Below are 21,782 nucleotides of genomic sequence, written 5' to 3' on the forward strand. Positions count from 1 at the left end.
GCCCCGCCCCGCCTGCCGCCTCCGCCGTTGGACTTCGCTGCGCTCTGCCCAACCTGCGAGCGCACGCCAATCAACTCCTGCGTGCCACGTAATTGCCACTGCAGTTTCCAATATCACTTCAAGATCATATGGCCGGCACACATACCATTTTAATACTGGCCAACATGCTGACTTATAGTGGCCAACTTGCAAAATGCAATCACTGAAATCCTGCAATTTGCACTATCTGGAACTTTTCCCAAGCAAGCCAACTCTGAGAATGCCACCGAGCAGACATAGGGCGTAGTCAAAAAACTGCAATAAGCAAATTCAGGGACGAACGGTAGGAACTATCCGAAAAGACGGACACTCATACCCCCGTGACTTAATTCTTCACACCATATTTCGGTGTGATCTCAAACTGCCTTGATAACTATCGGCGCACAGCCGAGGGGTAGTTTTTATCTGGTGAAAACCAAATAAGTTGATTAAGGAGAAGCGCAACAAACTCGACCTACTGGACAAAACCAACGAGCCAGAGCCCTTGCGGCAATCAGCTCAGGACTCTACCCGGGCAAGCGTAACGACATGCCCAGTTCAGGCGCCCTAACTTTGGCGTCCGGTATTAATCATGCCTGTGCACTGGAAAGTTGCAGTTGCGACATAACAGTGCAAACGGAAGTGACACTAACGTCACATATTAAACAGCGTGCTGAAAGGACGAGGTGAATACGATGCGAATCAGCATCTTCGGTTTGGGCTATGTTGGTGCAGTGTGCGCCGGCTGCCTCTCTGCTCGTGGTCATGAAGTTGTCGGCGTCGACGTTTCTCAGACCAAGATCGACCTGATCAACAATGGCAAATCGCCCATTGTCGAACCGGGTCTGGAAGAACTTCTTCAACAAGGCGTAAAAACCGGCCGCCTGCGCGGCACCACCGATGTTGCCGGTGCGGTGCGTGAAACCCAGGTGTCTTTCATCTGCGTCGGTACCCCGAGCAAGAAGAACGGTGACCTGTCCCTGGATTACATCGAAGGCGTTTGCCGCGAGATCGGCTTCGCCCTGCGCGACAAGGCCGAGCGCCACACCGTCGTGGTGCGCAGCACTGTGCTGCCGGGCACCGTGAAGAATGTGGTGATCCCGATCATCGAAGACTGCTCCGGCAAGAAGGCCGGCGTCGACTTCGGCGTGGCGGTGAACCCCGAGTTCCTCCGCGAAAGCACCGCGATCAAGGACTACGACTACCCGCCCATGACCGTCATCGGTGAGCTGGACAAGGCTGCTGGCGACGTACTCGAGACCCTGTACCGCGAACTCGACGCGCCGATCATCCGCAAGGACATCGAAGTGGCCGAGATGATCAAGTACACCTGCAACGTCTGGCACGCGGCCAAGGTCACCTTCGCCAACGAGATCGGCAATATCGCCAAGGCCGTTGGCGTCGATGGCCGCGAAGTGATGGACGTGGTCTGCCAGGACAACAAGCTCAACCTGTCCAAGTACTACATGCGCCCCGGCTTCGCCTTCGGCGGTTCCTGCCTGCCCAAGGACGTGCGTGCGCTGAACTACCGCGCCACCTCGCTGGACGTGGACTCCCCGCTGATCGGCTCGCTGATGCGCAGCAACGCCGGCCAGGTGCAGAAGGCGTTCGACATCATCTCCGGCCATGACAAGCGCAAGGTCGCCCTGCTCGGCCTGTCCTTCAAGGCGGGTACCGATGACCTGCGTGAAAGCCCGCTGGTGGAGCTGGCCGAGATGCTGATCGGCAAGGGTTTCGACCTCAGCATCTACGACCGCAACGTCGAGTACGCCCGCGTCCATGGCGCCAACAAGGACTACATCGAGTCGAAGATCCCCCACGTGTCGTCGCTGCTGGACAGCAACTTCGACTCGGTGGTCGACAAGGCCGACATCATCGTCCTGGGCAACCGTGACGAACTGTTCGCCCCGCTGGCCCAGAAGGCGCCGGCCGGCAAGCAGGTGATCGACCTGGTGGGCTTCATGCCAAAGGGCACCCAAGGCAACGCCGAGGGGATCTGCTGGTAAGCGCCCTGCCCCCTCCCACCCGGGAGGGGGCATCCGCAACGAGCCCGGGACGATTCTATGGACAAGATCAAGCATGGCCTGCTCGAAGCCTCGGGCTGGCTGTTCTACCTCATCGCGCTGATGCTGCTGGCACTGGCTTTGCCCAAGTCGGTGTTCGACCCCGACTCCAAGCACTTCCTGCTGCTGATCGGGGCTGTGGGCATTTGGCGCTACTCCATGGGCGCCCTGCACTTCGTGCGCGGCACGCTGTTCCTCTACGTCGTCTACCCCTGGTACAAGCGGCGCCTGGCCAAGCTCGGCAACGCGGCCGACCCGTCCCACGTATTCCTGCTGGTGACCAGCTTCCGCATCGAGGCCCTGACCACTGCAATGGTCTACCGCTCGGTGATCCAGGAAGCCATCGACTGCGGCTATCCGACCACCGTGGTCTGCTCCATCGTCGAACTCTCCGATGAACTGCTGGTGAAGAACCTCTGGGCCAAGCTGGCACCGCCTTCGCGGGTCAAGCTGGACTTCGTACGCATTCCCGGCACCGGCAAGCGCGACGGCCTGGCCTACGGCTTCCGCGCCATTTCCCGGCAGTTGCCGGACGAGAACGCGGTGGTGGCGGTGGTCGACGGCGACACGGTGCTGGCCGAAGGCGTGGTGAAGAAGACCGTGCCCTGGTTCAAGCTCTTCCCGAATGTCGGCGGCCTGACCACCAATGAGTTCTGCGAGGTGCGCGGCAGCTACATCATGAGCGAGTGGCATAAGCTGCGCTTCGCCCAGCGCCACCTCAACATGTGCTCGATGGCGCTCTCCAAGCGCGTGCTGACCATGACCGGCCGTATGTCGGTGTTCCGCGCCCAGGTAGTGACCGACCCGGACTTCATCGCCGACGTGGAAAGCGACCACCTCGACCACTGGCGCCTGGGGCGTTTCCAGTTCCTCACCGGTGACGACAAGTCCAGCTGGTACAGCCTGATGCGCCTGGGCTACGACACCTTCTATGTGCCGGACGCCGCGATCAACACGGTCGAGCACCCGCCGGAGAAGAGCTTCATCAAGGCCAGCCGCAAATTGATGTTCCGCTGGTACGGCAACAACCTGAGGCAGAACTCCCGCGCCCTGGCGCTCGGTCCGCGTCGCCTCGGCTGGTTCACCACCGTGGTACTGGCCGACCAGCGCGCGTCGATGTGGACCTGCCTGCTGGGCCTGGCCGTGGCCATCATCGCCAGCCTGAAGTACAGCATCGCCTACCTGCTGGTGTACCTGCTGTGGATCGGCCTCACCCGCTTCGTCCTGACCCTGTTGCTCAGCATCACCGGGCACCGGATCGGGCCGGCCTATCCGCTGATCCTCTATTACAACCAGATCGTCGGAGCGCTGGTGAAGATCTACGTCTTCTTCCGCCTCGACCAGCAGTCCTGGACCCGCCAGAACACCAAGCTCAACCGTGACCTCGCCAGCTTCTCGCGCTGGTTCAACACCTGGTCCTCACGCGCCATGACCTTCTCCGCAACCAGCGTATTCATCGCCACGCTGCTGGCGATCGTGTGAGCACAAGGAACCTGACAGGAATCGAAGCCATGAATACAGCCGTCAATCTCAATGTGGTGCATGAATCCGAAGCCCAGCGCCAGCATGCGCGGGTGAAGATCCCGGGCAAAGTCCGCTACATCGCCCGTGGCGAACGCTTCGAGGCGTCGCTGCTGGACGTTTCCGCCGGCGGCTTCGCCTTTACCGCTGGCCGAGCGGGCGCCAATGTCGGCGACCACCACAAAGGCCGCCTGATGTTCCAGATCGACGGCCTCAGCCTGGGCCTGGACGTGGAGTTCCAGGTACGCGCCGTGGACACCCGCAACGAGCGTATCGGCTGCGTCTTCCACAACCTGCAACCGCGCGACATCGCCACCCTGCGCTACCTGATCAGCTCGCACCTTTCCGGCGAACTGGTCAGCGCCGGCGACCTGCTCAACACCCTGCAGCGCGAGAACTTCACCAAGCCGCGCAAAGCCGGGGCCGGCGGCGGCATGGGCGCCCTGGGCCGCCTGAAGGCCGTCAGCTTCAGCCTCGGCATCTTCGTCATCGGCGTCGGCGCCTTTGCGTACATCACCAAGTCCCTCTACGGCCTCTACTTTGTCACCCATGCCGACTCGGCCATGGTCGCGGTGCCCTCCATGCAGGTCACCATGCCCCGCGAAGGTACCGTGCAGAGCCTGGTGGGCCCGGATGCCAGCGTCGAGAAAGGCGCCCCTATCGCGTCCTTCAGCGCCACCATGCTGGAAATGCTCAAGGGTCACCTGACAGACGCTCAACTGTCGCCGCGCAATGTCGAAGAACTCTTCGGCAAGCAGATGAAGGGCACGCTCACCAGCCCCTGCAACTGCAAGATCGCCCGCCAACTCGTCGCCGATGGCCAGTTCGCCAGCAAGGGCGACGTGATATTCGAACTGGTGCCGCAGGACACCCAGGCCACCGTGCAGGCGCGCTTCCCCTTCCGCAACATCGCCCAGGCCAAGCCAGGTGCTCGCGTCACCTTTCAGGTGGCCGGCGAAGACCAGGTGCGCCACGGCAAGATCCTCAGCAGCAACCTGCATGACGGCAGCATGTCCGCCGACATCCGCGCCACCGTCCAGCCCGACGAGCCGCTGCCCAGCAGCCTCGCCGGCCAGCCGGTGGAAGTCAGCATCGATCGCGGCCCGTCCCTTGACTGGCTGATCGACCGTGCCCTGGCGGCCGGCTTCTGAGGAGGGCACCGCCATGGCCCATCACACCCCCCCTGTCCTGCTGCTGGCTGCGGCTATCGCCCTGGCCGGCTGCGCCGGGCTGCCCGACGAACGCCTCGCCCGCGAAGCCCTGAAGCGCGGTGACAGCGCCACCGCCGAGCAGAACTTCCGCCAGTTGGCCGAGCTCGGTTATGCCGATGCCGCGGTCGGCCTGGCCGACCTGCAGGTGGCCAGCGGCGACCCCGAGCAACTCGCCAAGGCCGAGCAAACCTACCGCCAGGCCATGGACCAGTCACCGCGCGCCAAAGCCCGCCTGGGCAAGCTGCTGGCGCGCAAGACCGAGCTGAGCCAGGCGGAGCGCCGCGAAACGGCGCAACTGCTGGAGGAGTCCTTCGCTGCGGGTGAGGAGACCAGCCTGCTGCCGCTGGTGATGCTCTACCTGCAGTACCCGCAGGACTTCCCCTCCGTGAACGTGCCCGCACGCATCGCCCAATGGCGCGCCGAAGGACACACCCAGGCCGAGCTGGCGCAGATTCTCTTCTATCGCACCCAGGGCACCTACGATCAGCACCTGGGCGAGATCGAGCAGATCTGCACCCGCAGCCTGGCCCTGGCCGACGTCTGCTACGTCGAGCTGGCCACGGTCTACCAGAAGCAAGGCAAGGCTGACGCCCAGCAGAAACTGCTGGATGGCCTGATGTCCGGCTACCACGCCGGGCGCATCCCCGCCCAGCGCGTGGAGTCGGTGGCCCAGGTGCTCGCCGATGCCGAACTCGGCAAGCCCGACGAAGGCAAGGCCCAGGCCATGCTCGAGGAACTGGCCCCGGCCTACCCCGCCGCCTGGGTCAGCCTGGCCAAGTTGCTCTACGAGTATCCGGCGCTCGGTGATACCGAGCAGATGCTGGGTTACCTGGAAAAGGGCCGTGCCGCGTCCCTGCCCCGCGCCGAACTGCTGCTGGGTCGCCTCCACTACGAGGGCAAGCTGGTCCCCCTGGACCCGCGCAAGGCCGAGGAGCACCTGCTCAAGGCCGCACCCACCGAGCCCAGCGCCAACTACCTGCTGGGCCAGATCTACCTGCGCGGCTACCTGGGCGACATCGCCCCGGACAAGGCCCTGGAGCACCTGCTCAGCGCCGCCCGCAACGGCCAGATCAATGCCGACTTCGCCCTCGGCCAGATGTACACCCAAGGCAAGGGCATCCAACCCAACCTGGTCAACGCCTACGTCTTCAGCCAACTCGCCCTGCCCAAGAACACGCCGCAGGCCCTGGAGCTGGCGCAACGCGTGGAACAGCAACTGCCGCAGGCCGAGCGTGCCCGCGCCGAGCAACTGCTGCGCGAAGAGCGCCAGGTGCGCGGTGCAACGGCACCGGACGCCGCCCAGATGCAAGCCATGCAGACCCAATAAGGACACGTACTGACGATGAACACCAAACCCTGGATTCGCGCCGGCCTGGGCCTGTCCCTGCTGGCCGCGGGCATCGCCCACGCCGCCCAGCCCGAGGGCAGGAATTTCGGCCTGGACGTGAAGATCACCGCCCAGTCGGAAGACGACCGTGACCTCGGCACCCGCGACGGGGGCGATGTCAACGGCATCGGTCTCGACCTGCGTCCCTGGGTCTATGGCGAACGTGGCGACTGGAGCGCCTTCGCCATGGGCCAGGCGGTCACCGCCACCGATATCGTCGAAACGGACACCCTGGAGTCCGGCGACATCGAAGCCGACGCCGGCCAGCGCAACAATGGCCGCGAGCCGGACAAGAGCTACCTGGCGATGCGCGAGTTCTGGGTCGACTACGGCGGCCTCACCGCTTACCCGGGCGAGCACCTGCGCTTCGGCCGCCAGCGCGTGCGCAGCGAGGAAGGCACCTGGTGGGACACCAACATCGAAGCCTTGCGCTGGAGCTTCGACACCACCCTGCTGCGCGCCCATGCCGGCGTCGCCGAGCGCTTCAGCGAGTACCGCACCGACATCGACGAACTGGCCCCGGAAGACGAAGATCGCCAACACTTCTTCGGCGACATTTCCACCCAATGGCGCCCAGGCCACTGGGTCGGCGCCAAGCTGCACCACAGCCGCGACAACGGCGACTTGCCCAACGTGGGCGAAGAAGTCGATGAACTGGATAAACGCACCACCGGCGACCTGACCTGGCTGGGCCTGGAAGCCGATGGCGGCTTCTTCGATCGCCGCTCCACGCAACCCCTGAACTACTGGGCGCAGGCCACCTGGCTGACCGGCGATGTGGACGAACTGCAGCAGTCAGCCGTGGGCGACCAGACCCTCGCCGCCGGCTCACGCAATGTCGATGTGGACGCCTGGGCGATCGACCTCGGCCTGCGCTGGAACATCGATGACCAGTGGAAGGTCGGCGGTGCCTATGCCCGCGGCAGCGGTGGTGGCGATGACGACAGCTCCGAGCAATTCCGCCAGACCGGGCTGGAGAGCAACCGCTCCAACTTCACCGGTACCGAAGCCCGCATGCACCGCTTCGGCGAAGCCTTCCGTGGCGAATTGAGCAACCTGCAAGTGGCGACCGCCTTCACCTCCTGGCAGTTGGGCGAGGACTACGACGCGAGCGTCGTCTACCACCGTTTCTGGCGCGTGGACGACAACCAGGACGTCGGCCAGAGCGGAATCATCGCGCCGCTGGAAGACGGCGAGAAAGACATCGGCCAGGAGATGGACCTGGTGGTCACCAAGTACTTCAAACAGGGCCTGCTGCCCGCCTCCATGGCCGAACACCTGGACGAGCGCTCGGCCCTGGTGCGTTTGCGTGGCGGCGTGTTCAAGCCGGGCGATGCCTATGGCAGCGGCACCGACTCGCTGATGCACCGCGCCTTCGTCGATTTCATCTGGCGCTTCTGATGGACATCCGGCGCAACGGAGGAACAGCCATGAAACGTGGCATGGGAACCACATTGCTGGTGGGCGGCGTCATGCTCGGCGCCCTGCAGATGGCCGCGCCCTGGGTCCAGGGCGCGGAGCTGACCCAGGAACTGAAGCCGATCAAGAACTACACGGTGTCCACCGCGCCGGTGGAGCAGCTGCATCTGGAGACGCCGAAACTGCCGGATTTGTCCGGCTACACCCTGGCGGCGGTGGAAGCGAAGATCGATCGCAACACCCGCGGCCGCGTGGTGGTCAGGCGCATGCTCCAGCAAGACGCACTGAAGGACTTCATCGGCGGCGACGAGCGTCTGCGTGAATGGGTCAAGCGCCAGCAAGGCATGCCCCAGGCGATCTTCGTCGAGGGCGGTTACGTGACCCCGGCGGACCTGGCGAAAGCCCTGCCGGACAGCCAGTTCAGCGAGACCGAGCCGGGCGTCTACATCGCCCGCCTGCCCGTCGTGGTGGCCCAGGGTGCGAGCCTGCAGATCGGCAAGGAAACCAAGGACTTCCGCCTCTCGCAGGAACGCGGCGCCTTCCTGGTCAACGACGGCAAGCTGTTCATCACCGGCAGCCAGCTCACCGCCTGGCGTGAAAAGGACAAATCCCCCGCCTGGTTCCGCAAGCCCGAGGAGTTCCGCCCGTTCCTGGTGTCCTGGGGTGGCAGCGAGCTGTATATCGTCGGCAGCAAGGTCACCAGCCTGGGCTACGACAACTCCAAGTCCTACGGCGTCTCCATCACCCAGTACACCCCGGGCCAGGCCGCGCGCCTGAAGCGCCCGGCCCCCACCGGCTGGCTGCTGGACTCGGAGTTCGTCGACCACTGGTACGGCTTCTACTGCTTCGAAGCGGCGGATGTGGTCATCAAGGGCAACACCTACCGCGACAACATCGTCTACGGCATCGACCCGCACGACCGATCCCACGGTCTGATCATCGCGCACAACACCGTGCACGGGACCAGGAAGAAGCACGGCATCATCATTTCCCGTGAGGTGGACGACAGCTGGATCGTCCACAACAAGAGCTACGACAACAAGCTCTCGGGCATCGTGATCGACCGTAACTCGGTGAACAATCTCGTGGCCTGGAACGAGGTGTACCAGAACCACGCCGACGGCATCACGATCTACGAAAGCTCGAACAACCTGCTCTGGGGCAACAAGATCCTCAGCAACCAGCGCCACGGCATCCGCGTGCGCAACAGCGTGAACATCCGCCTGTACGAAAACCTCTCGGCAGCCAACGGCCTGACCGGCGTGTACGGCCACATCAAGGACCTCTCCGACACCGACCGGAACATCGAACTCGACCCCTTCGATACCAAGGTCTCGATGATCCTGGTGGGCGGCAAACTCGCCGGCAACGGTTCCAGCCCCCTCTCCATCGACTCGCCCCTGTCGGTCGAGCTGTACCGCGTGGAGCTGCTCGCCCCGAGCAAATCCACCGGCATCAGCTTCGCCGGCATCCTCGGCGAAAAGCAGGACGAAATCCTCGACCTGATGGTGCGCCGCAAGCAGGCGGTGCTGATCGACCCCGTCGAAAGCCAGGCCGAACTCCAGGATTGAGGTACGAGATCATGCAAAGACTTTCCCGCTACTGGTTCACCCCCTCCGCCCTGGCCGCCGCCCTGCTGGCCGCCGCCCAGGGTGCTCAAGCGGCACCCGAATACAGCGTGCAACGCACCGGTCCGCTCTGCGCCGTGGCGCAGAACCCGGCCACCTACAACACCAAGTACCTGAGCTTCTTCACCACCCTGGTGCAGGGTCAGGACGACTGGTTGTTCCGGACCCAGTACGACCTGCGTACCGACTTCGGCACCACGCCTTATGGCTGGAGCCAGTTCCGCCGCCTGCGCGATGCGCTGAAGGCCAAGGGCGTCGAGCTGATGGTGGTCTACCAGCCCACCCGTGGCCTGATCAATCGCGAGAAACTCACACCGGAAGAGAAGCGCCACTTCAACTACGACCTGGCGAAGAAGAACTATCTCGCCGCCGTGGAGCAGTTCCGCAAGGCCGGTATCTGGGCCACCGACCTCTCGCCACTGTTCGATGAGCAGGGCGTGGGCACCGACTACTACTTCAAGGCGGACCACCACTGGACGCCGGCCGGCGCCGAGCGAACCGCCAAGCTGGTGGCCGAAACCCTGAAGCAGATCCCCGGCTTCAACGACATCCCGAAGAAGGACTTCCAGAGCAAGGTGGTCGGCCTGCTGCCCAAGGCCGGCACCCTGCACAAGACCGCCGGCCAGCTCTGCGGCACCAGCTACGCCACCCAATACGTCGACCGCTTCGAGACCGAAGCGGCAGGCGACGGCGGCGACAGCCTGTTCGGCGATGAGTCCAATCCGCAGGTCACCCTGGTAGGCACCAGTAACAGCGGCCCGGCCTACAACTTTGCCGGCTTCCTGCAGCAGCACAGCGGCGCCGAAGTACTCAACATGGCGGTCAGCGGCGGCGGCTTCGACAGTGCCCTGCTGCAGTACATGAGCAGCAAGGAGTTCCACGAGAACCCGCCCAAGGTGCTGATCTGGGAGTTCGCCACCCACTACGACATGGCGCAGAAGAGTTTCTACCGACAGGCGGTGCCCCTGGTGAACAACGGCTGCGAGGGCCGTCCGGTGGCGCTTAAGAACAGGATGAAGCTGCGCCCGGGCGCCAACGAAGTGCTGGTCAACGGCAAGGGCTCGGCCCTGCTTGACCTGCGCGGGCGCGACTACCAGGTGGACCTGACCTTCAGCGACCCGTCGGTGCACGAGTCCAAGGCCACCATCTGGTACCTCAACGGCCGCCGCGAGAACTTCAAGCTGGAACAGAGCGACCGCGTCGACACCGGCGGCCGCTACGTCTTCGAGCTGCGCAACGACCCGGACTGGGCCGACCTGAACCTGCTCGCCCTGGAAATCCACAGCCCCGAACAGATGCCCCAGGACCTCAGCGTCGAGGTGAGCGTCTGCGCACGTCCCGGCAAGGGCGGGGACAACCTCACGGCCACGGCCGAATGAGGAAGGAGGAATCCATGAAACGACCCTGGCTGATCGCTCCCCTCTTCGCCGGCATCCTGCTCGCAGGGCAAAGCCACGCCGCCGACCTGGTGCCGCCCAAGGGCTACTACGCCCCTGTAGATATCGACGCCAAATCCGCTGGCAGCTGCAAGTCGCCACCCGCGCCCTACACCGCCAAACTGGAGTTCCGCAGCAAGTACGAGGGCTCCGACAAGGCCCGCGCCACGCTCAATCCGACGGCGGAGAAAGCCTTCCGCGAGAAGACCGCCGCCATCACCGAGATGGAGCGCGGCGTCAGCAAGATGGTCATGGAATACATGCGCAAGGGTCAGCGCACCCAGCTCGAATGCACCCTGCAGTGGCTGGGCAACTGGGCCCAGGCCAACGCCCTGCTGAGCACGGAGTACAACCACACCGGCAAGTCGATGCGCAAATGGGCGCTGGGCAGCATGGCCTCGGCTTACCTGCACCTGAAGTTCTCCGAATCGCAGCCGCTGGCGCCCTACCGCGCCCAGACCCAGGTGATCGAGTCCTGGTTCTCGCGCCTGGCCGATCAGGTGGTGCATGACTGGAGCGGCCTGCCACTGAAGAAGATCAACAACCACTCCTACTGGGCCGCCTGGTCGGTGATGGCCTCCGCCGTGGCGACCAACCGCCAGGATCTCTTCGACTGGTCGGTGGCGCAGTTCCGCGTGGCAGCCGGCCAAGTGGACCAGGACGGTTTCCTGCCCAACGAACTCAAGCGCAAGCAACGCGCGCTGGCCTATCACAACTACAGCCTGCCGCCGCTCGCCATGGTCGCCAGCTTCGCCCAGGCCAACGGCGTGGACCTGCGCGAAGAGAACGACGGTGCCCTGCGCCGCCTTGGCGAGAACGTCATCGCCGGCGTGAATGACCAGGAAGCCTTCATTGATAAAACCGGCGACGACCAGGACATGAGCGAGCTGAAAAAGCACGCCAAGTTCTCCTGGCTCGAACCCTGGTGCTCGCTCTACGCCTGCTCAGCCAAAACCCTCGCGTGGAAGGTCGAGATGGGCCCCTACAAGACCTTCCGCCTCGGCGGGGATGTGACCCAGGTGTTCCATCCGAAGAAGGAGGGTGGGAGTTAGCGACAACTCCCTCTCCCAAAGGGAGAGGGGAGAAGTGCAGCAAGCGCGAGTGTTCGGCTTGGCACGGATAACCCCCTCTCACCCTGGGAGAGGGGAGAAATGACGCCCCCGCCCAACGTGGCGGGACTGAAATCAAACGTTCACTGGAGAGACTCGGATGGTCTTTTCTTCCAACGTGTTCCTGTTCCTGTTCCTGCCGATTTTCCTCGGCTTGTACTACCTGGTCGGGACACGCTATCGAAACCTGCTGTTGCTGGTCGCCAGCTACATCTTCTACGCCTGGTGGCGCATCGACTTCCTGGCACTGTTCGCTGCGGTGACGGTGTTCAACTACTGGATCGGCCTGCGCATCGGCGCGGCCGGCGTGCGCACGAAAACAGCGCAGAAATGGCTGCTCCTCGGCGTGGCGGTGGACCTCTGCGTCCTCGGCTACTTCAAGTACGCCAACTTCGGCGTCGACAGCCTCAACGCCATCATCGCCTCCTTCGGCATGGAGCCCTTCGTGCTCACGCACATCCTGCTGCCGATCGGGATCTCCTTCTACGTCTTCGAGTCGATCAGCTACATCATCGACGTGTACCGCGGCGATACGCCGGCCACCCGCAACCTGGTGGACTTCGCGGCCTTCGTGGCGATCTTCCCGCACCTGATCGCCGGCCCGGTGCTGCGCTTCAAGGACCTGGTGGACCAGTTCAACCACCGTACCCACACGGTGGACAAGTTCGCCGAGGGCTGCACGCGCTTCATGCAGGGCTTCATCAAGAAGGTCTTCATCGCCGACAGCATCGCGCCCATCGCCGACCACTGCTTCGCCCTGTCCGACCCGACCACGGGGGACGCCTGGCTCGGCGCGCTGGCCTACACCGCGCAGTTGTACTTCGACTTCTCCGGCTACAGCGACATGGCCATTGGCCTGGGCCTGATGATGGGCTTCCGCTTCATGGAGAACTTCAACCAGCCCTACATCAGCCAGTCCATCACCGAGTTCTGGCGGCGCTGGCACATCAGCCTCTCCACCTGGCTGCGCGACTACCTGTACATCAGCCTGGGCGGCAACCGTGGAAGCACCTTCCAGACCTACCGCAACCTGTTCCTGACCATGCTGCTGGGTGGCCTGTGGCACGGCGCCAACTTCACCTACATCATCTGGGGCGCCTGGCACGGTGCCTGGCTGGCCATCGAGCGCGCCCTGGGCGTGAACGCCGCGCCACGGGCGATCAACCCGCTGAAGTGGGCCTTCACCTTCCTGCTGGTGGTGATCGGCTGGGTGATCTTCCGCGCCGAAAACCTGGACGTCGCCTGGCGCATGTACGCCGCTATGTTCAGCTTCGGTGACTGGCAGCTTTCCGAGCTCAACCGCGCCCAGCTCACCAGCCTGCAAATCGCCACCCTGGTGCTGGCCTATGGGGTGCTGGCCATCTGCGGTATCCGCCAGTTCTACGCCCAGCCGCTGGCCGGCGCGCCCAAGGCCCGTGCCCGCGAAGACGACGACGGCATCGCCATCAATGCCGACGATAGCGCCGCCCTGCCCCGCGCTCGCCTGCAGGTTGGCGCCCTGGCCTTCCATGCTGCCGTGCTCCTGCTGTTCGCCGCCTCGGTGCTGAAGCTCTCGGCGCAGAGTTTCTCGCCCTTCCTGTACTTCCAGTTCTGAGTGGAGCCGACCATGAACAGAACCCTGAACCTGCTCTACATCCTGTTGTTCTGCGGCCTGCTGTTGGCCCTCTGCCTGTGGTCCATGCGCGTGGTTTTCGGCTTTTCCGTAGCCAAGGAAACCAGCGTGCTGGACGGCAAGCTGGCCCTGGCCTTCGAGAAGCGCTACGACGAGGAATTCCCGGTCAAGCAGCTGGGCACCAACCTCTGGGCCCTGGCGGACTACAAGCTGTTCGGCGAAGGCCGCCAGGGCGTGGTCATTGGCCAGGACGGCTGGCTCTTCTCGGATGAAGAGTTCGACCCGGTCGCCGATGGCAGCCGCCACATGCGCGATAACCTGGCGCTGATCCAGGGCGTTCGCGACGAGCTGGCGCGACACAACGTGGAGCTGATGCTGGCCATCGTCCCGGCTAAGTCGCGCCTCTATCCCGAGTATGTCGGCGAAGCCACCCCCTCCGCCCTGCGTCAGGACCTCTACGAGCGCTTCCGCGGCGCAGCGCGCAAGGCCGGAATCATCGCCCCCGACCTGCTTGCCACCCTCGAAGACGCCAAGAATCAGGGCCAGGTCTTCCTGCGCACCGACACCCACTGGACGCCGCTGGGCGCCGAAGTGGTCGCCGGCCGCCTGGGACAAGCCGTTGGCCAGGCCATGACCCTGCGCGGCACGCCGCAGCAGTACGTGACCGAAGCCGAGGGCGTGGATACCTACAAGGGCGACCTGACGCGCTTCCTGCCGCTGGACCCGCTGTTCGAAAACCTGATGCCGGCGCCGGACCAGTTGCAGAAGCGCGCCACTCGCAACGACGACGCGGGCGACGCCGGCGCTGATGCCCTGTTCGCCGAAAGCGAAGTGCCCGTGGTGCTGGTGGGCACCAGCTACAGCGCCAACGACAAGTGGAACTTCGCCGGCGCCCTGCGCCAGGCCCTGCAGCGCGACCTGGTCAACCACGCCGAGGACGGCCATGGGCCGATCCTGCCAATGCTCAAGTACCTCAAGAGTGACGAGCTGAAGGATGCCCCGCCGCAGTTGGTGATCTGGGAGTTCCCGGAACGCTACCTGCCGATGCTGAGCGACCTGTCCGAATTCGACCCCGAATGGGTCGCCGGCCTGCGCAAGGGCACAGGCACCGATGAACGCCTGGCCTCGCGCTCGAGCAACTGAGAAATCCCCCGCAAGGGGAACGCAGGGCCGTCAGCGGCCCGATCAAGAGAGAAGATGGAGGTACACCTCATGAACCGACAGAACAACCGCAGCTGGACGTCTTATGCCTGCGCCCTGGTGCTGGGTCTCGGCGCGCTGCAGGCCCAGGCCGATGAAGGCGGCCTGTACGGCCCGCAGGCGCCCAAGGGGTCCGCCTTCGTCCGCGCTTACAACGCCGGCAGCAGCGAGCTCAGCGTCAACGTCGGCAATACCGCGCTGACCGACGTCCCGCCACTGGGCTCCAGCGACTTCAAGTTCCTCCCGGCCGGCAACTACAGCGCCCAGGTGGGCGGCAGCAGCCTCTCGGTGAAGCTGGAGGCCGACCGCTACTACACCCTGGTCAACCAGACTGGCCAGAACCCGCAACTGGTCGAAGAGCCCCCCTTCAGGAACAAGCAGAAAGCCCTGCTGCGCGTGCAGAACCTGTCCGACGCCAAGCTCACCCTGAAGACCGCCGACGGCAAGACCCCGGTGGTCGAGAACGTCGCCCCGCAAGGCCGCGGCGAGCGCGAGATCAACCCGGTGAAAGTCGGCCTCGCCCTGTTCGACGGCGACAAGAAAGTCAGCGACCTCAAGCCCGTCTCCCTGCAGCGCGGCGAGGTGGTCTGCCTCTACATCACCGGCAACGGCGGCAAGCTCTCTCCGGTCTGGGTCAAGCGCCCGGTGGAGTCCTGAGCCGCAACGAAGTGACAACCGGCGCGGGTTGAACCACGCCGGTACCTACCTGCCCCGCAGAGGGCGGGAAAGAAATGGCCAAGTCGATCCGAAGGGATCGCTCCGCGCAGGGTGGGCTTCAGCCCACCACCAGCCGACACGGTGGACACGCGGCCAGGCCAACGAAATGTGATCGATGGAAGCAGCGCCTCAACCCATGACAGTTCTAGGAGAAACACCATGATTCCCGTGATCCTCTCTGGCGGTAGCGGCTCTCGCCTCTGGCCTCTTTCGCGCAAGCAGTATCCCAAGCAGTTCCTCGCCCTCACCGGCGAACAGACCCTGTTCCAGCAAACCCTGCAGCGCCTGGACTTCGAAGGCATGCAACCGGCCGTGCTGGTGGCCAACCAGGATCACCGCTTCATCGTGCAGGAGCAGCTCGATGCCATCGGCCTGCAGCCGCAAGCCATGCTGCTGGAGCCCTTCGGCCGTAACACCGCGCCAGCCGTGGCCATCGCCGCCATGCAACTGGTCGCCGAGGGCCGCGACGAGCTGATGCTGGTGCTCCCGGCTGACCATGTGCTGCGCGACCCGCTTGCCTTCCAGAAGGCCCTGGCACTGGCCGCCAGCGCCGCCGACAAGGGCGAGATGGTGCTCTTCGGCGTACCCGCCGAGCGCCCGGAAACCGGCTACGGCTACATCCGCAGCAAGTCCGACAACGTGCTGCCGGAAGGCATCAGCCGCGTCGCCGAATTCGTCGAGAAACCGAACGAAGAACTGGCGCGCCAATACGTCGCGTCCGGCGACTACTTCTGGAACAGCGGCATGTTCCTGTTCCGCGCCAGCCGCTTCCTGGAGGAGCTCAAGCACCACGAGGTGGATATCTACGACACCTGCCTGCTGGCCCTGGAACGCAGCAAGCGTGACGGCATAGCGGTGAGCATCGACTCGGCCACCTTCGCCTGCTGCCCGGACAACTCCATCGACTACGCGGTGATGGAGAAGACCGCCCGCGCCTGCGTGGTGCCGCTCGATGCCGGCTGGAACGACGTGGGCAGCTGGAGCTCGATCTGGGACGTGCATGAGAAGGATGCCGACGGCAACGTCACCAAGGGCGATGTGGTGGTGCAGGACAGCCACAACTGCCTGGTGCATGGCAACGGCAAGCTGGTGTCGGTGATCGGCCTGGACGACGTGGTCGTGGTCGAGACCAAGGACGCCATGATGATCGCCCACAAGGACCGCGTGCAGGACGTGAAGAAACTGGTGAACAAGCTGGACGCCGACGGCCGCAGCGAAACCCAGAATCACTGCGCCGTATACCGCCCCTGGGGCTCGTACGATTCGGTGGACATGGGTGGCCGCTTCCAGGTCAAGCACATCACCGTCAAACCCGGCGCGCAGCTTTCGCTGCAGATGCACCACCACCGCGCCGAGCACTGGATCGTGGTATCCGGCACCGCCCAGGTGACCTGCGACGACAAGGTGTTCCTGCTCACCGAAAACCAGTCGACCTACATCCCGATCGCCTCGGTGCACCGCCTGGCCAATCCGGGCAAGATCCCGCTGGAGATCATCGAAGTGCAGTCGGGCAGCTACCTCGGCGAGGACGATATCGAGCGTCTGGATGACGTCTACGGCCGCGCCCCGCAGTCGGCCACCTTGCACGGCATCGCCCGCTGACCCCTGGGAGCCTGCTTGCTGGCGAAGGGGCAACCTTTCGCCAGCAAGCTGGCGCCTACATCGCCCCCGGACTCTTGTTAGCATGGTAGGCCTCAAGGAGGTCTTCCCATGCTGATTGGCATCGTTCTGATACTGACCTGGCTCATCCTGCTGCTGCGTTACCCGGCCAAGGCACTGCCGATCTCAATGGCCGCTGTGGCCGGCCTGGGCCTGGTGGCCGCCTGGGTGCTGTGGCAGGAGCGCGCGGAAGAGCGGCGCTTCGCCCGCCTGGAAATCCAGCTCCGCCTCGACGACCGCTGCCCAGCCGATCGGCCCCTGGCCATCTCCGTGCGCAATGGAGCCGATGCCGTACTGCGTGACTTTGCCTGGCAGCTGCAGGCCTTCCGCCCCGGTGACGCCATCAACCTCGCCCAGCCCAGCTACGACCATCCACGCTACCTCGGCCCCACCGAGCTGCAACCCGGCGCCCAATGGCAGGACTGCCTCGCCCTGCCGCCCATTCGCCAGGGTTATCGCGCCCAATCGCTGGAGTTTCGCGCCACCAATCTGCGTGGCACATTTGTCGACTGAGTAATGCTCCCCTCTCCCTCCGGGAGAGGGGCCGGGGGTGAGGGAGATCACGCCCGCCCCCGTTTCCCCAACATTCCGCGCACAAGGACTCGCCATGCCCACTCCCACCGCCCTGATCACCGGCTGCTCCAGCGGCATCGGCCGCGCCCTGGCCGACGCTTTCAAGGCGGCTGGCTACAGCGTCTGGGCCACCGCCCGCAAACCACGGGATCTTGCCGAACTGGAAGCCGCCGGCTTCATCGCCATTGAACTGGACGTGAATGATCAGGCTGCCGTGGCGGCCCTGGCCGAACGACTGCAACGGGAGGACGGCGGCCTCGATGTGCTGGTGAACAATGCCGGCTATGGCGCCATGGGGCCGCTGCTGGACGGTGGCGTCGAAGCCCTGCGCAAGCAGTTCGACACCAACGTCTTCGCCCTGGTGGATGTGACCCGCGCCTGTTTCCCGCTGCTGCGTAAGCGCCGCGGCCTGGTGGTGAACATCGGCAGCGTCTCCGGCGTTCTGATTACCCCCTTTGCCGGCGCTTACTGCGCTTCGAAGGCAGCGGTGCACGCCCTTTCCGATGCCCTGCGCCTGGAGCTGTCACCCTTCGGCATCGAACTGATGGAAGTGCAGCCCGGCGCCATCGCCTCCAGCTTCGGCGCCAACGCCACCCGCGAAGCCGAAGCCCTGATCGCCGAGGACTCCCCCTGGTGGCCGGTGCGCGAAGGCATTCGCGCCCGCGCCCGCGCGTCCCAGGACAACCCCACTTCAGCCACGGACTTCGCCCGTACCTTGCTCGCTGCCGTTCAACGCAAGCCGCGTCCGACGCTGGTGCGCATCGGCAACGGCAGCCGCGCCCTGCCGCTGCTGGCGCGCTGGGTGCCAAGAGGCGTGCTGGAGCGGGTGCTGAAGAAGCGCTTCGGACTGGGCGTCGAACTCTAGGAAAAGCCGGTCGGACGGCGCCAGACTCAGCCTGCGCGCCTGACCACCCCCTCACTTATCCACAATTTCAGCCAGCCAGCCGCCAGCATCGGATCGCCGAGTTCCGCGCACAGGCCGGCAAAGCTCCAGCCCTGCGCCACCATGCCCAGCAATGCATGGCCCTCTTCCTCGGCAAGGCTGCGGTATTGCCCCACCAGCCCCTGGCGCCAGACCAGGCACAGTTCGGGTCGCTCCAGCAGCTCGATGACAGGGAATTCGCGGCCATCCTTCACCGCCCGCCACAGGGCCAGGCTGTTATGCCGACAAGGCACCCGCTGCACACTGGGCACCAAAGCCAGTTGCAGCTCGGGCCAGTCTTCAGCAGGCAAATGCGCCATCTGCTCCAGGGTCAGCGGCTCATCCGCCGGGGCATCGAAGGCCAGGGTGAAGGCCCATTCCAGCCGCGCCAGCTCGGCCAGGGGCGCGGACTGATCCGGCACCAGCCAGGACTCGATGAAATCGGCGAGACTCGCCCCCAGCCAGCGCAGGCTGAAATGCCGCGACGGATGGGCACGCAGGTAAGCGTGGACCAGGGCTTCGAACTCACCGTCGCCGAGCCAGTGATGCAGTGTCGGGTAGTCGCCACGCAGGGCGTCTACCAGTCGTGCACGGTAGGCGTGGTGGTAGATCTTCAGCCCTTCCAGCGCCCCCAGTTCCGGGCCGCCTCGAATGGCGCCAAGCAGTTCGGGGTCGGCTGTGTCGCATTCATCCAGCAGGTAGGCCTCGAAGCGCTGCTGAAATTCGCTCAGGCGCATACCACCTCCTTTCCCAGGGTGACGTCAGCCAGTTCCCGCGCTTTTCCCAACTCGGCCAGCAGCTCGTCCAGGGGCGGCAGGTGGTCGTCACGCTCCAGCAGGGTGGCCACCGGCCCCAGGTGTTCAAGGGTGCGCTGGTAGAGCTGCCAGACCGGATCACAGATCGGTGCATCGTGGGTATCGATCAGGTAGTGGCCGTAGTCGCTATGACCGGCCAGGTGCAACTGGCGGATGGCGGTTTTCGGCAGTGCGCGGATGAAGTCCCAGGGTTCGAATCCCTGGTTACGCGCGCTGACGTACACGTTGTTCACATCCAACAGCAGTTCGCAGCCGCTGAGATCCACCAGGGCGGCGAGGAATTCCCATTCGCTCATCTCGCTGTCGGTACAGCGCAGGTAACTGGAAACGTTCTCCAGCACCAGCGGCCGGCCCAGCATGTCCTGCACCTGCCGGACCCGTTCGGCCACATGGGCCAGGCTCTCCTCGGTGAAGGGCAGCGGCAGCAAGTCATGGAGTTGGTGGGCGTTGCCACGGCTCCAGCAAAGATGATCAGAGACCCAGCGGGGCCCGATGCGCTGGGCAAGTGCCTTCAACTGCAGCAGATGATCGCGGTCCAGCGGGTGCGGGCCGCCAATGGACAGCGACACCCCGTGCATCACCAGCGGATAGCGCTCGGCAATGGCATCCAGGTAGTAGAGCGGCTTGCCACCGCCTACCAGGTAGTTCTCAGAGATCACCTCGAACCAGTCGACCGTCGGCTGTCGTTCGAGAACCTCCTGGTGGTACTGGCTGCGTAAGCCCAGGCCAAAACCCAGGCTGGATGGGTGTTCATGCATGGCAGTTCTCCCTGGATCGGGGTGGCCCGCAGGCCACCCCAGCCTCATCAGGGACCGACCTTGCCGCCGGCGGAATTGCACTCAGCCAGCGTGGTGCTCTTGAAGCCCTGGCCTTTACAGGCACCCTGTCCCTTGCACGAGTTGTTAGCGGTCTTGCAGTCGTTCTGACCTTTGCAGGCATTGATGCCGTAGCAGTGCACCATCGCTTCTTCGGCCATGACCTGGGTCGGCAGGCTGGCGAACAGACCGGCAGCGGCGAGGGCCAGGGCGACGCCAGCAGCGGTGGTGGTGGAAGTCTTGGTAGTCATTTTGTGCATCCTCGGGATGGTTGTCTTTGGCCGGCTTGCTGCGCCGGACATAGAGGTAGAGAACGCTCGTCCGCTGGCGTTACAGGTGGACGCGGAATTTTTTCTTGTAGCCCGGATGAAATCCGCGAAACTGCGCAGGTCGCCACTTCCGGATCGCATCCGGCTACAGTTTCCCCACCTCCGCAACGAGAAACGACCATGTCACTCCCCTTGCGCTACGCCGTCGGCGGCGTGGCCCTGGCCATCGTCCTGAACCTGTTGCTGCGCAGTTTCGCGAAGATCGGCGGGATCTTCGCCACCCTGCTGATCGCCACTGCAACGGCCACGCTGCTGGCCCTGGCCTTCCGCTTCATCCAGCAACGCGCACCGGCGCCGGGCGAACGCTGGCGCATCGTGCTCGGCTACGGCGGCATCCTCGGCGTGCTCTACCTCGGTCTGCTGGCCATGATGGCATTGCAGGATACGCCCAGCCCGATGGGCGTCCTGCTGTTCCTGGTCCATTACCTGTGCTATCCGGTGTTAGCCGCATTGCTGCTGTCGGAGCGGATATTCGCCCGGCTACGCTAGCGACCCGCCGTTGCAGCCACCGGTACGACCGGCTCGGGCTTGCGGAACACCAGTACGTTACCGGCCATCACCAGGGCCATACCGATATTGGCTACTGCGATGCTCACCGGGTGCCATGCCTACATGACCGTAGAAGGCACCATCGAGCCCCAGTTGTTCGAACTGGTCTCATTGCGAGTTCTTCATGCGGAACTCGACAGGGTTGAAGTCCTCGTCGGAGATCACGCACCCCGTATTCGAGGACGGAATGTTCACCATGCACCTACGCCCCCTTGAACTGCCCCGCGACGCCGAGGCCCTGAGCGCCTTCGATGCCGGCTATGACACCCACCTGCTCTACCGCGTGGAGCGGCAAGGACTCGGCTTCGTACTGGTGGAGGAACGCCACGCGGAGCCCTTCCGCAAGCGCTACGACGCCGAAGGGTTCGCCGAGGATGTGGAGGACGCCGACTTCGCCCTGGCCGCCGAGACCGATGACGGCAGCCTGGCAGGGTTCGCCTGCGTGCGGCTGGAAGGCTGGAACCGCAGCGCCGAACTCAGCGCGCTGTTCGTCGCACCGGCCCACAAGGGCCAGGGGCTGGGCCGGCGGCTGCTGGAGCAGGCCGTGGACTTCGCCCGTGCTAGCGGCGCGCGCTGCCTGTGGCTGGAGACCCAGAGCAGCAATCACCCGGCCATCGGCTTCTACCTGAAGTCCGGCTTCGCCTTCAGCGGGCTGAACACCGTGCTCTACGACCCGCGCGACACCCCGCCCGAGGAAGTCGCGCTGTTCTTCAGCCGCCCCCTGGAGCCCCAAAAAACGTTGGAACCGTCGCCCTCCCCGCCTCACTAAAAAGGGAGAACAAGGGGGATTCGATGGACG

General features: G+C 64.5%; 19 protein-coding genes. 16 read left to right on the forward strand and 3 right to left on the reverse strand.

Annotation, left to right across the window (positions count from 1 at the left end):
* The first annotated feature begins 713 nt into the window (after window positions 1-713).
* The 14 genes from algD (at window position 714) to FFS60_RS04400 (ending at window position 18,418) form a co-directional block, all read left to right on the forward strand.
* Window positions 714-2,024, forward strand: a complete 1,311-nt coding sequence (algD, locus tag FFS60_RS04335; RefSeq protein WP_028628605.1) for a GDP-mannose 6-dehydrogenase — start codon at window positions 714-716, stop codon at window positions 2,022-2,024.
* A 57-nt stretch (window positions 2,025-2,081) separates the two neighbouring features.
* Window positions 2,082-3,563, forward strand: a complete 1,482-nt coding sequence (alg8, locus tag FFS60_RS04340; protein WP_028628606.1) for a mannuronan synthase — start codon at window positions 2,082-2,084, stop codon at window positions 3,561-3,563.
* Window positions 3,564-3,592: 29 nt separating this feature from the next.
* Window positions 3,593-4,753: an alginate biosynthesis protein Alg44 gene (locus FFS60_RS04345; RefSeq protein WP_137821249.1), complete on the forward strand. Its 1,161-nt coding sequence runs from the start codon at window positions 3,593-3,595 to the stop codon at window positions 4,751-4,753.
* Between the two features lie 13 nt (window positions 4,754-4,766).
* Complete coding sequence (gene algK, locus FFS60_RS04350) at window positions 4,767-6,140, forward strand: alginate biosynthesis TPR repeat lipoprotein AlgK (RefSeq protein ID WP_028628608.1); 1,374 nt, start codon at window positions 4,767-4,769, stop codon at window positions 6,138-6,140.
* A 15-nt stretch (window positions 6,141-6,155) separates the two neighbouring features.
* Window positions 6,156-7,601 carry an alginate export family protein gene (locus FFS60_RS04355; RefSeq protein ID WP_028628609.1) on the forward strand — a complete coding sequence of 482 codons (1,446 nt, stop codon included), beginning with the start codon at window positions 6,156-6,158 and terminating at the stop codon, window positions 7,599-7,601.
* 71 nt (window positions 7,602-7,672) lie between these two features.
* Window positions 7,673-9,190 carry a mannuronan 5-epimerase AlgG gene (algG, locus tag FFS60_RS04360; protein WP_371926369.1) on the forward strand — a complete coding sequence of 506 codons (1,518 nt, stop codon included), beginning with the start codon at window positions 7,673-7,675 and terminating at the stop codon, window positions 9,188-9,190.
* 11 nt (window positions 9,191-9,201) lie between these two features.
* Entirely contained in the window at window positions 9,202-10,626 is a 1,425-nt protein-coding gene (locus FFS60_RS04365; protein WP_137821251.1) for an alginate biosynthesis protein AlgX, read from the forward strand.
* A 14-nt stretch (window positions 10,627-10,640) separates the two neighbouring features.
* A complete protein-coding gene (locus tag FFS60_RS04370; protein WP_137821252.1) occupies window positions 10,641-11,735 on the forward strand; it encodes a mannuronate-specific alginate lyase in 1,095 nt (364 codons plus the stop codon).
* Window positions 11,736-11,892: 157 nt separating this feature from the next.
* Window positions 11,893-13,386 carry an MBOAT family protein gene (locus FFS60_RS04375; RefSeq protein ID WP_137821253.1) on the forward strand — a complete coding sequence of 498 codons (1,494 nt, stop codon included), beginning with the start codon at window positions 11,893-11,895 and terminating at the stop codon, window positions 13,384-13,386.
* Between the two features lie 12 nt (window positions 13,387-13,398).
* The gene (locus tag FFS60_RS04380; RefSeq protein WP_137821254.1) at window positions 13,399-14,547 is read left to right on the forward strand and encodes an alginate O-acetyltransferase; all 1,149 of its coding nucleotides are present in this window, start codon (window positions 13,399-13,401) and stop codon (window positions 14,545-14,547) included.
* A 69-nt stretch (window positions 14,548-14,616) separates the two neighbouring features.
* Window positions 14,617-15,261, forward strand: coding sequence for an alginate O-acetyltransferase AlgF (locus tag FFS60_RS04385; protein ID WP_137821255.1), 645 nt, complete (start codon window positions 14,617-14,619; stop codon window positions 15,259-15,261).
* A 219-nt stretch (window positions 15,262-15,480) separates the two neighbouring features.
* Entirely contained in the window at window positions 15,481-16,923 is a 1,443-nt protein-coding gene (locus tag FFS60_RS04390) for a mannose-1-phosphate guanylyltransferase/mannose-6-phosphate isomerase (RefSeq protein WP_137821256.1), read from the forward strand.
* A gap of 108 nt (window positions 16,924-17,031) precedes the next feature.
* A complete protein-coding gene (locus FFS60_RS04395) occupies window positions 17,032-17,493 on the forward strand; it encodes a hypothetical protein (RefSeq protein ID WP_028628617.1) in 462 nt (153 codons plus the stop codon).
* Between the two features lie 94 nt (window positions 17,494-17,587).
* The gene (locus tag FFS60_RS04400) at window positions 17,588-18,418 is read left to right on the forward strand and encodes an SDR family oxidoreductase (RefSeq protein ID WP_028628618.1); all 831 of its coding nucleotides are present in this window, start codon (window positions 17,588-17,590) and stop codon (window positions 18,416-18,418) included.
* Window positions 18,419-18,444: 26 nt separating this feature from the next.
* Here the strand turns inward: FFS60_RS04400 and FFS60_RS04405 are convergent, their stop codons facing one another.
* Genes FFS60_RS04405 through FFS60_RS04415 form a run of 3 tightly spaced genes read right to left on the reverse strand, consistent with a single transcriptional unit; the run spans window position 18,445 to window position 20,356 of the window.
* Entirely contained in the window at window positions 18,445-19,212 is a 768-nt protein-coding gene (locus FFS60_RS04405) for a DUF2063 domain-containing protein (protein WP_137821257.1), read from the reverse strand.
* Window positions 19,203-20,048, reverse strand: coding sequence for a DUF692 domain-containing protein (locus FFS60_RS04410; protein WP_028628620.1), 846 nt, complete (start codon window positions 20,046-20,048; stop codon window positions 19,203-19,205). Before FFS60_RS04410 ends, FFS60_RS04405 begins: the two co-directional genes overlap by 10 nt.
* Before the next feature lie 47 nt (window positions 20,049-20,095).
* The gene (locus FFS60_RS04415) at window positions 20,096-20,356 is read right to left on the reverse strand and encodes a membrane protein (protein ID WP_028628621.1); all 261 of its coding nucleotides are present in this window, start codon (window positions 20,354-20,356) and stop codon (window positions 20,096-20,098) included.
* A 198-nt stretch (window positions 20,357-20,554) separates the two neighbouring features.
* Between FFS60_RS04415 and FFS60_RS04420 the strand changes: the two genes are divergently transcribed.
* Window positions 20,555-20,923, forward strand: coding sequence for a hypothetical protein (locus FFS60_RS04420; protein WP_137821258.1), 369 nt, complete (start codon window positions 20,555-20,557; stop codon window positions 20,921-20,923).
* A 256-nt stretch (window positions 20,924-21,179) separates the two neighbouring features.
* Complete coding sequence (locus tag FFS60_RS04425) at window positions 21,180-21,752, forward strand: GNAT family N-acetyltransferase (protein ID WP_051246653.1); 573 nt, start codon at window positions 21,180-21,182, stop codon at window positions 21,750-21,752.
* The last annotated feature ends 30 nt before the right edge of the window (window positions 21,753-21,782 follow it).

The sequence above is a fragment of the Pseudomonas sp. D(2018) genome (assembly GCF_005502555.1).
Taxonomy (GTDB): Bacteria; Pseudomonadota; Gammaproteobacteria; order Pseudomonadales; family Pseudomonadaceae; genus Metapseudomonas; species Metapseudomonas resinovorans.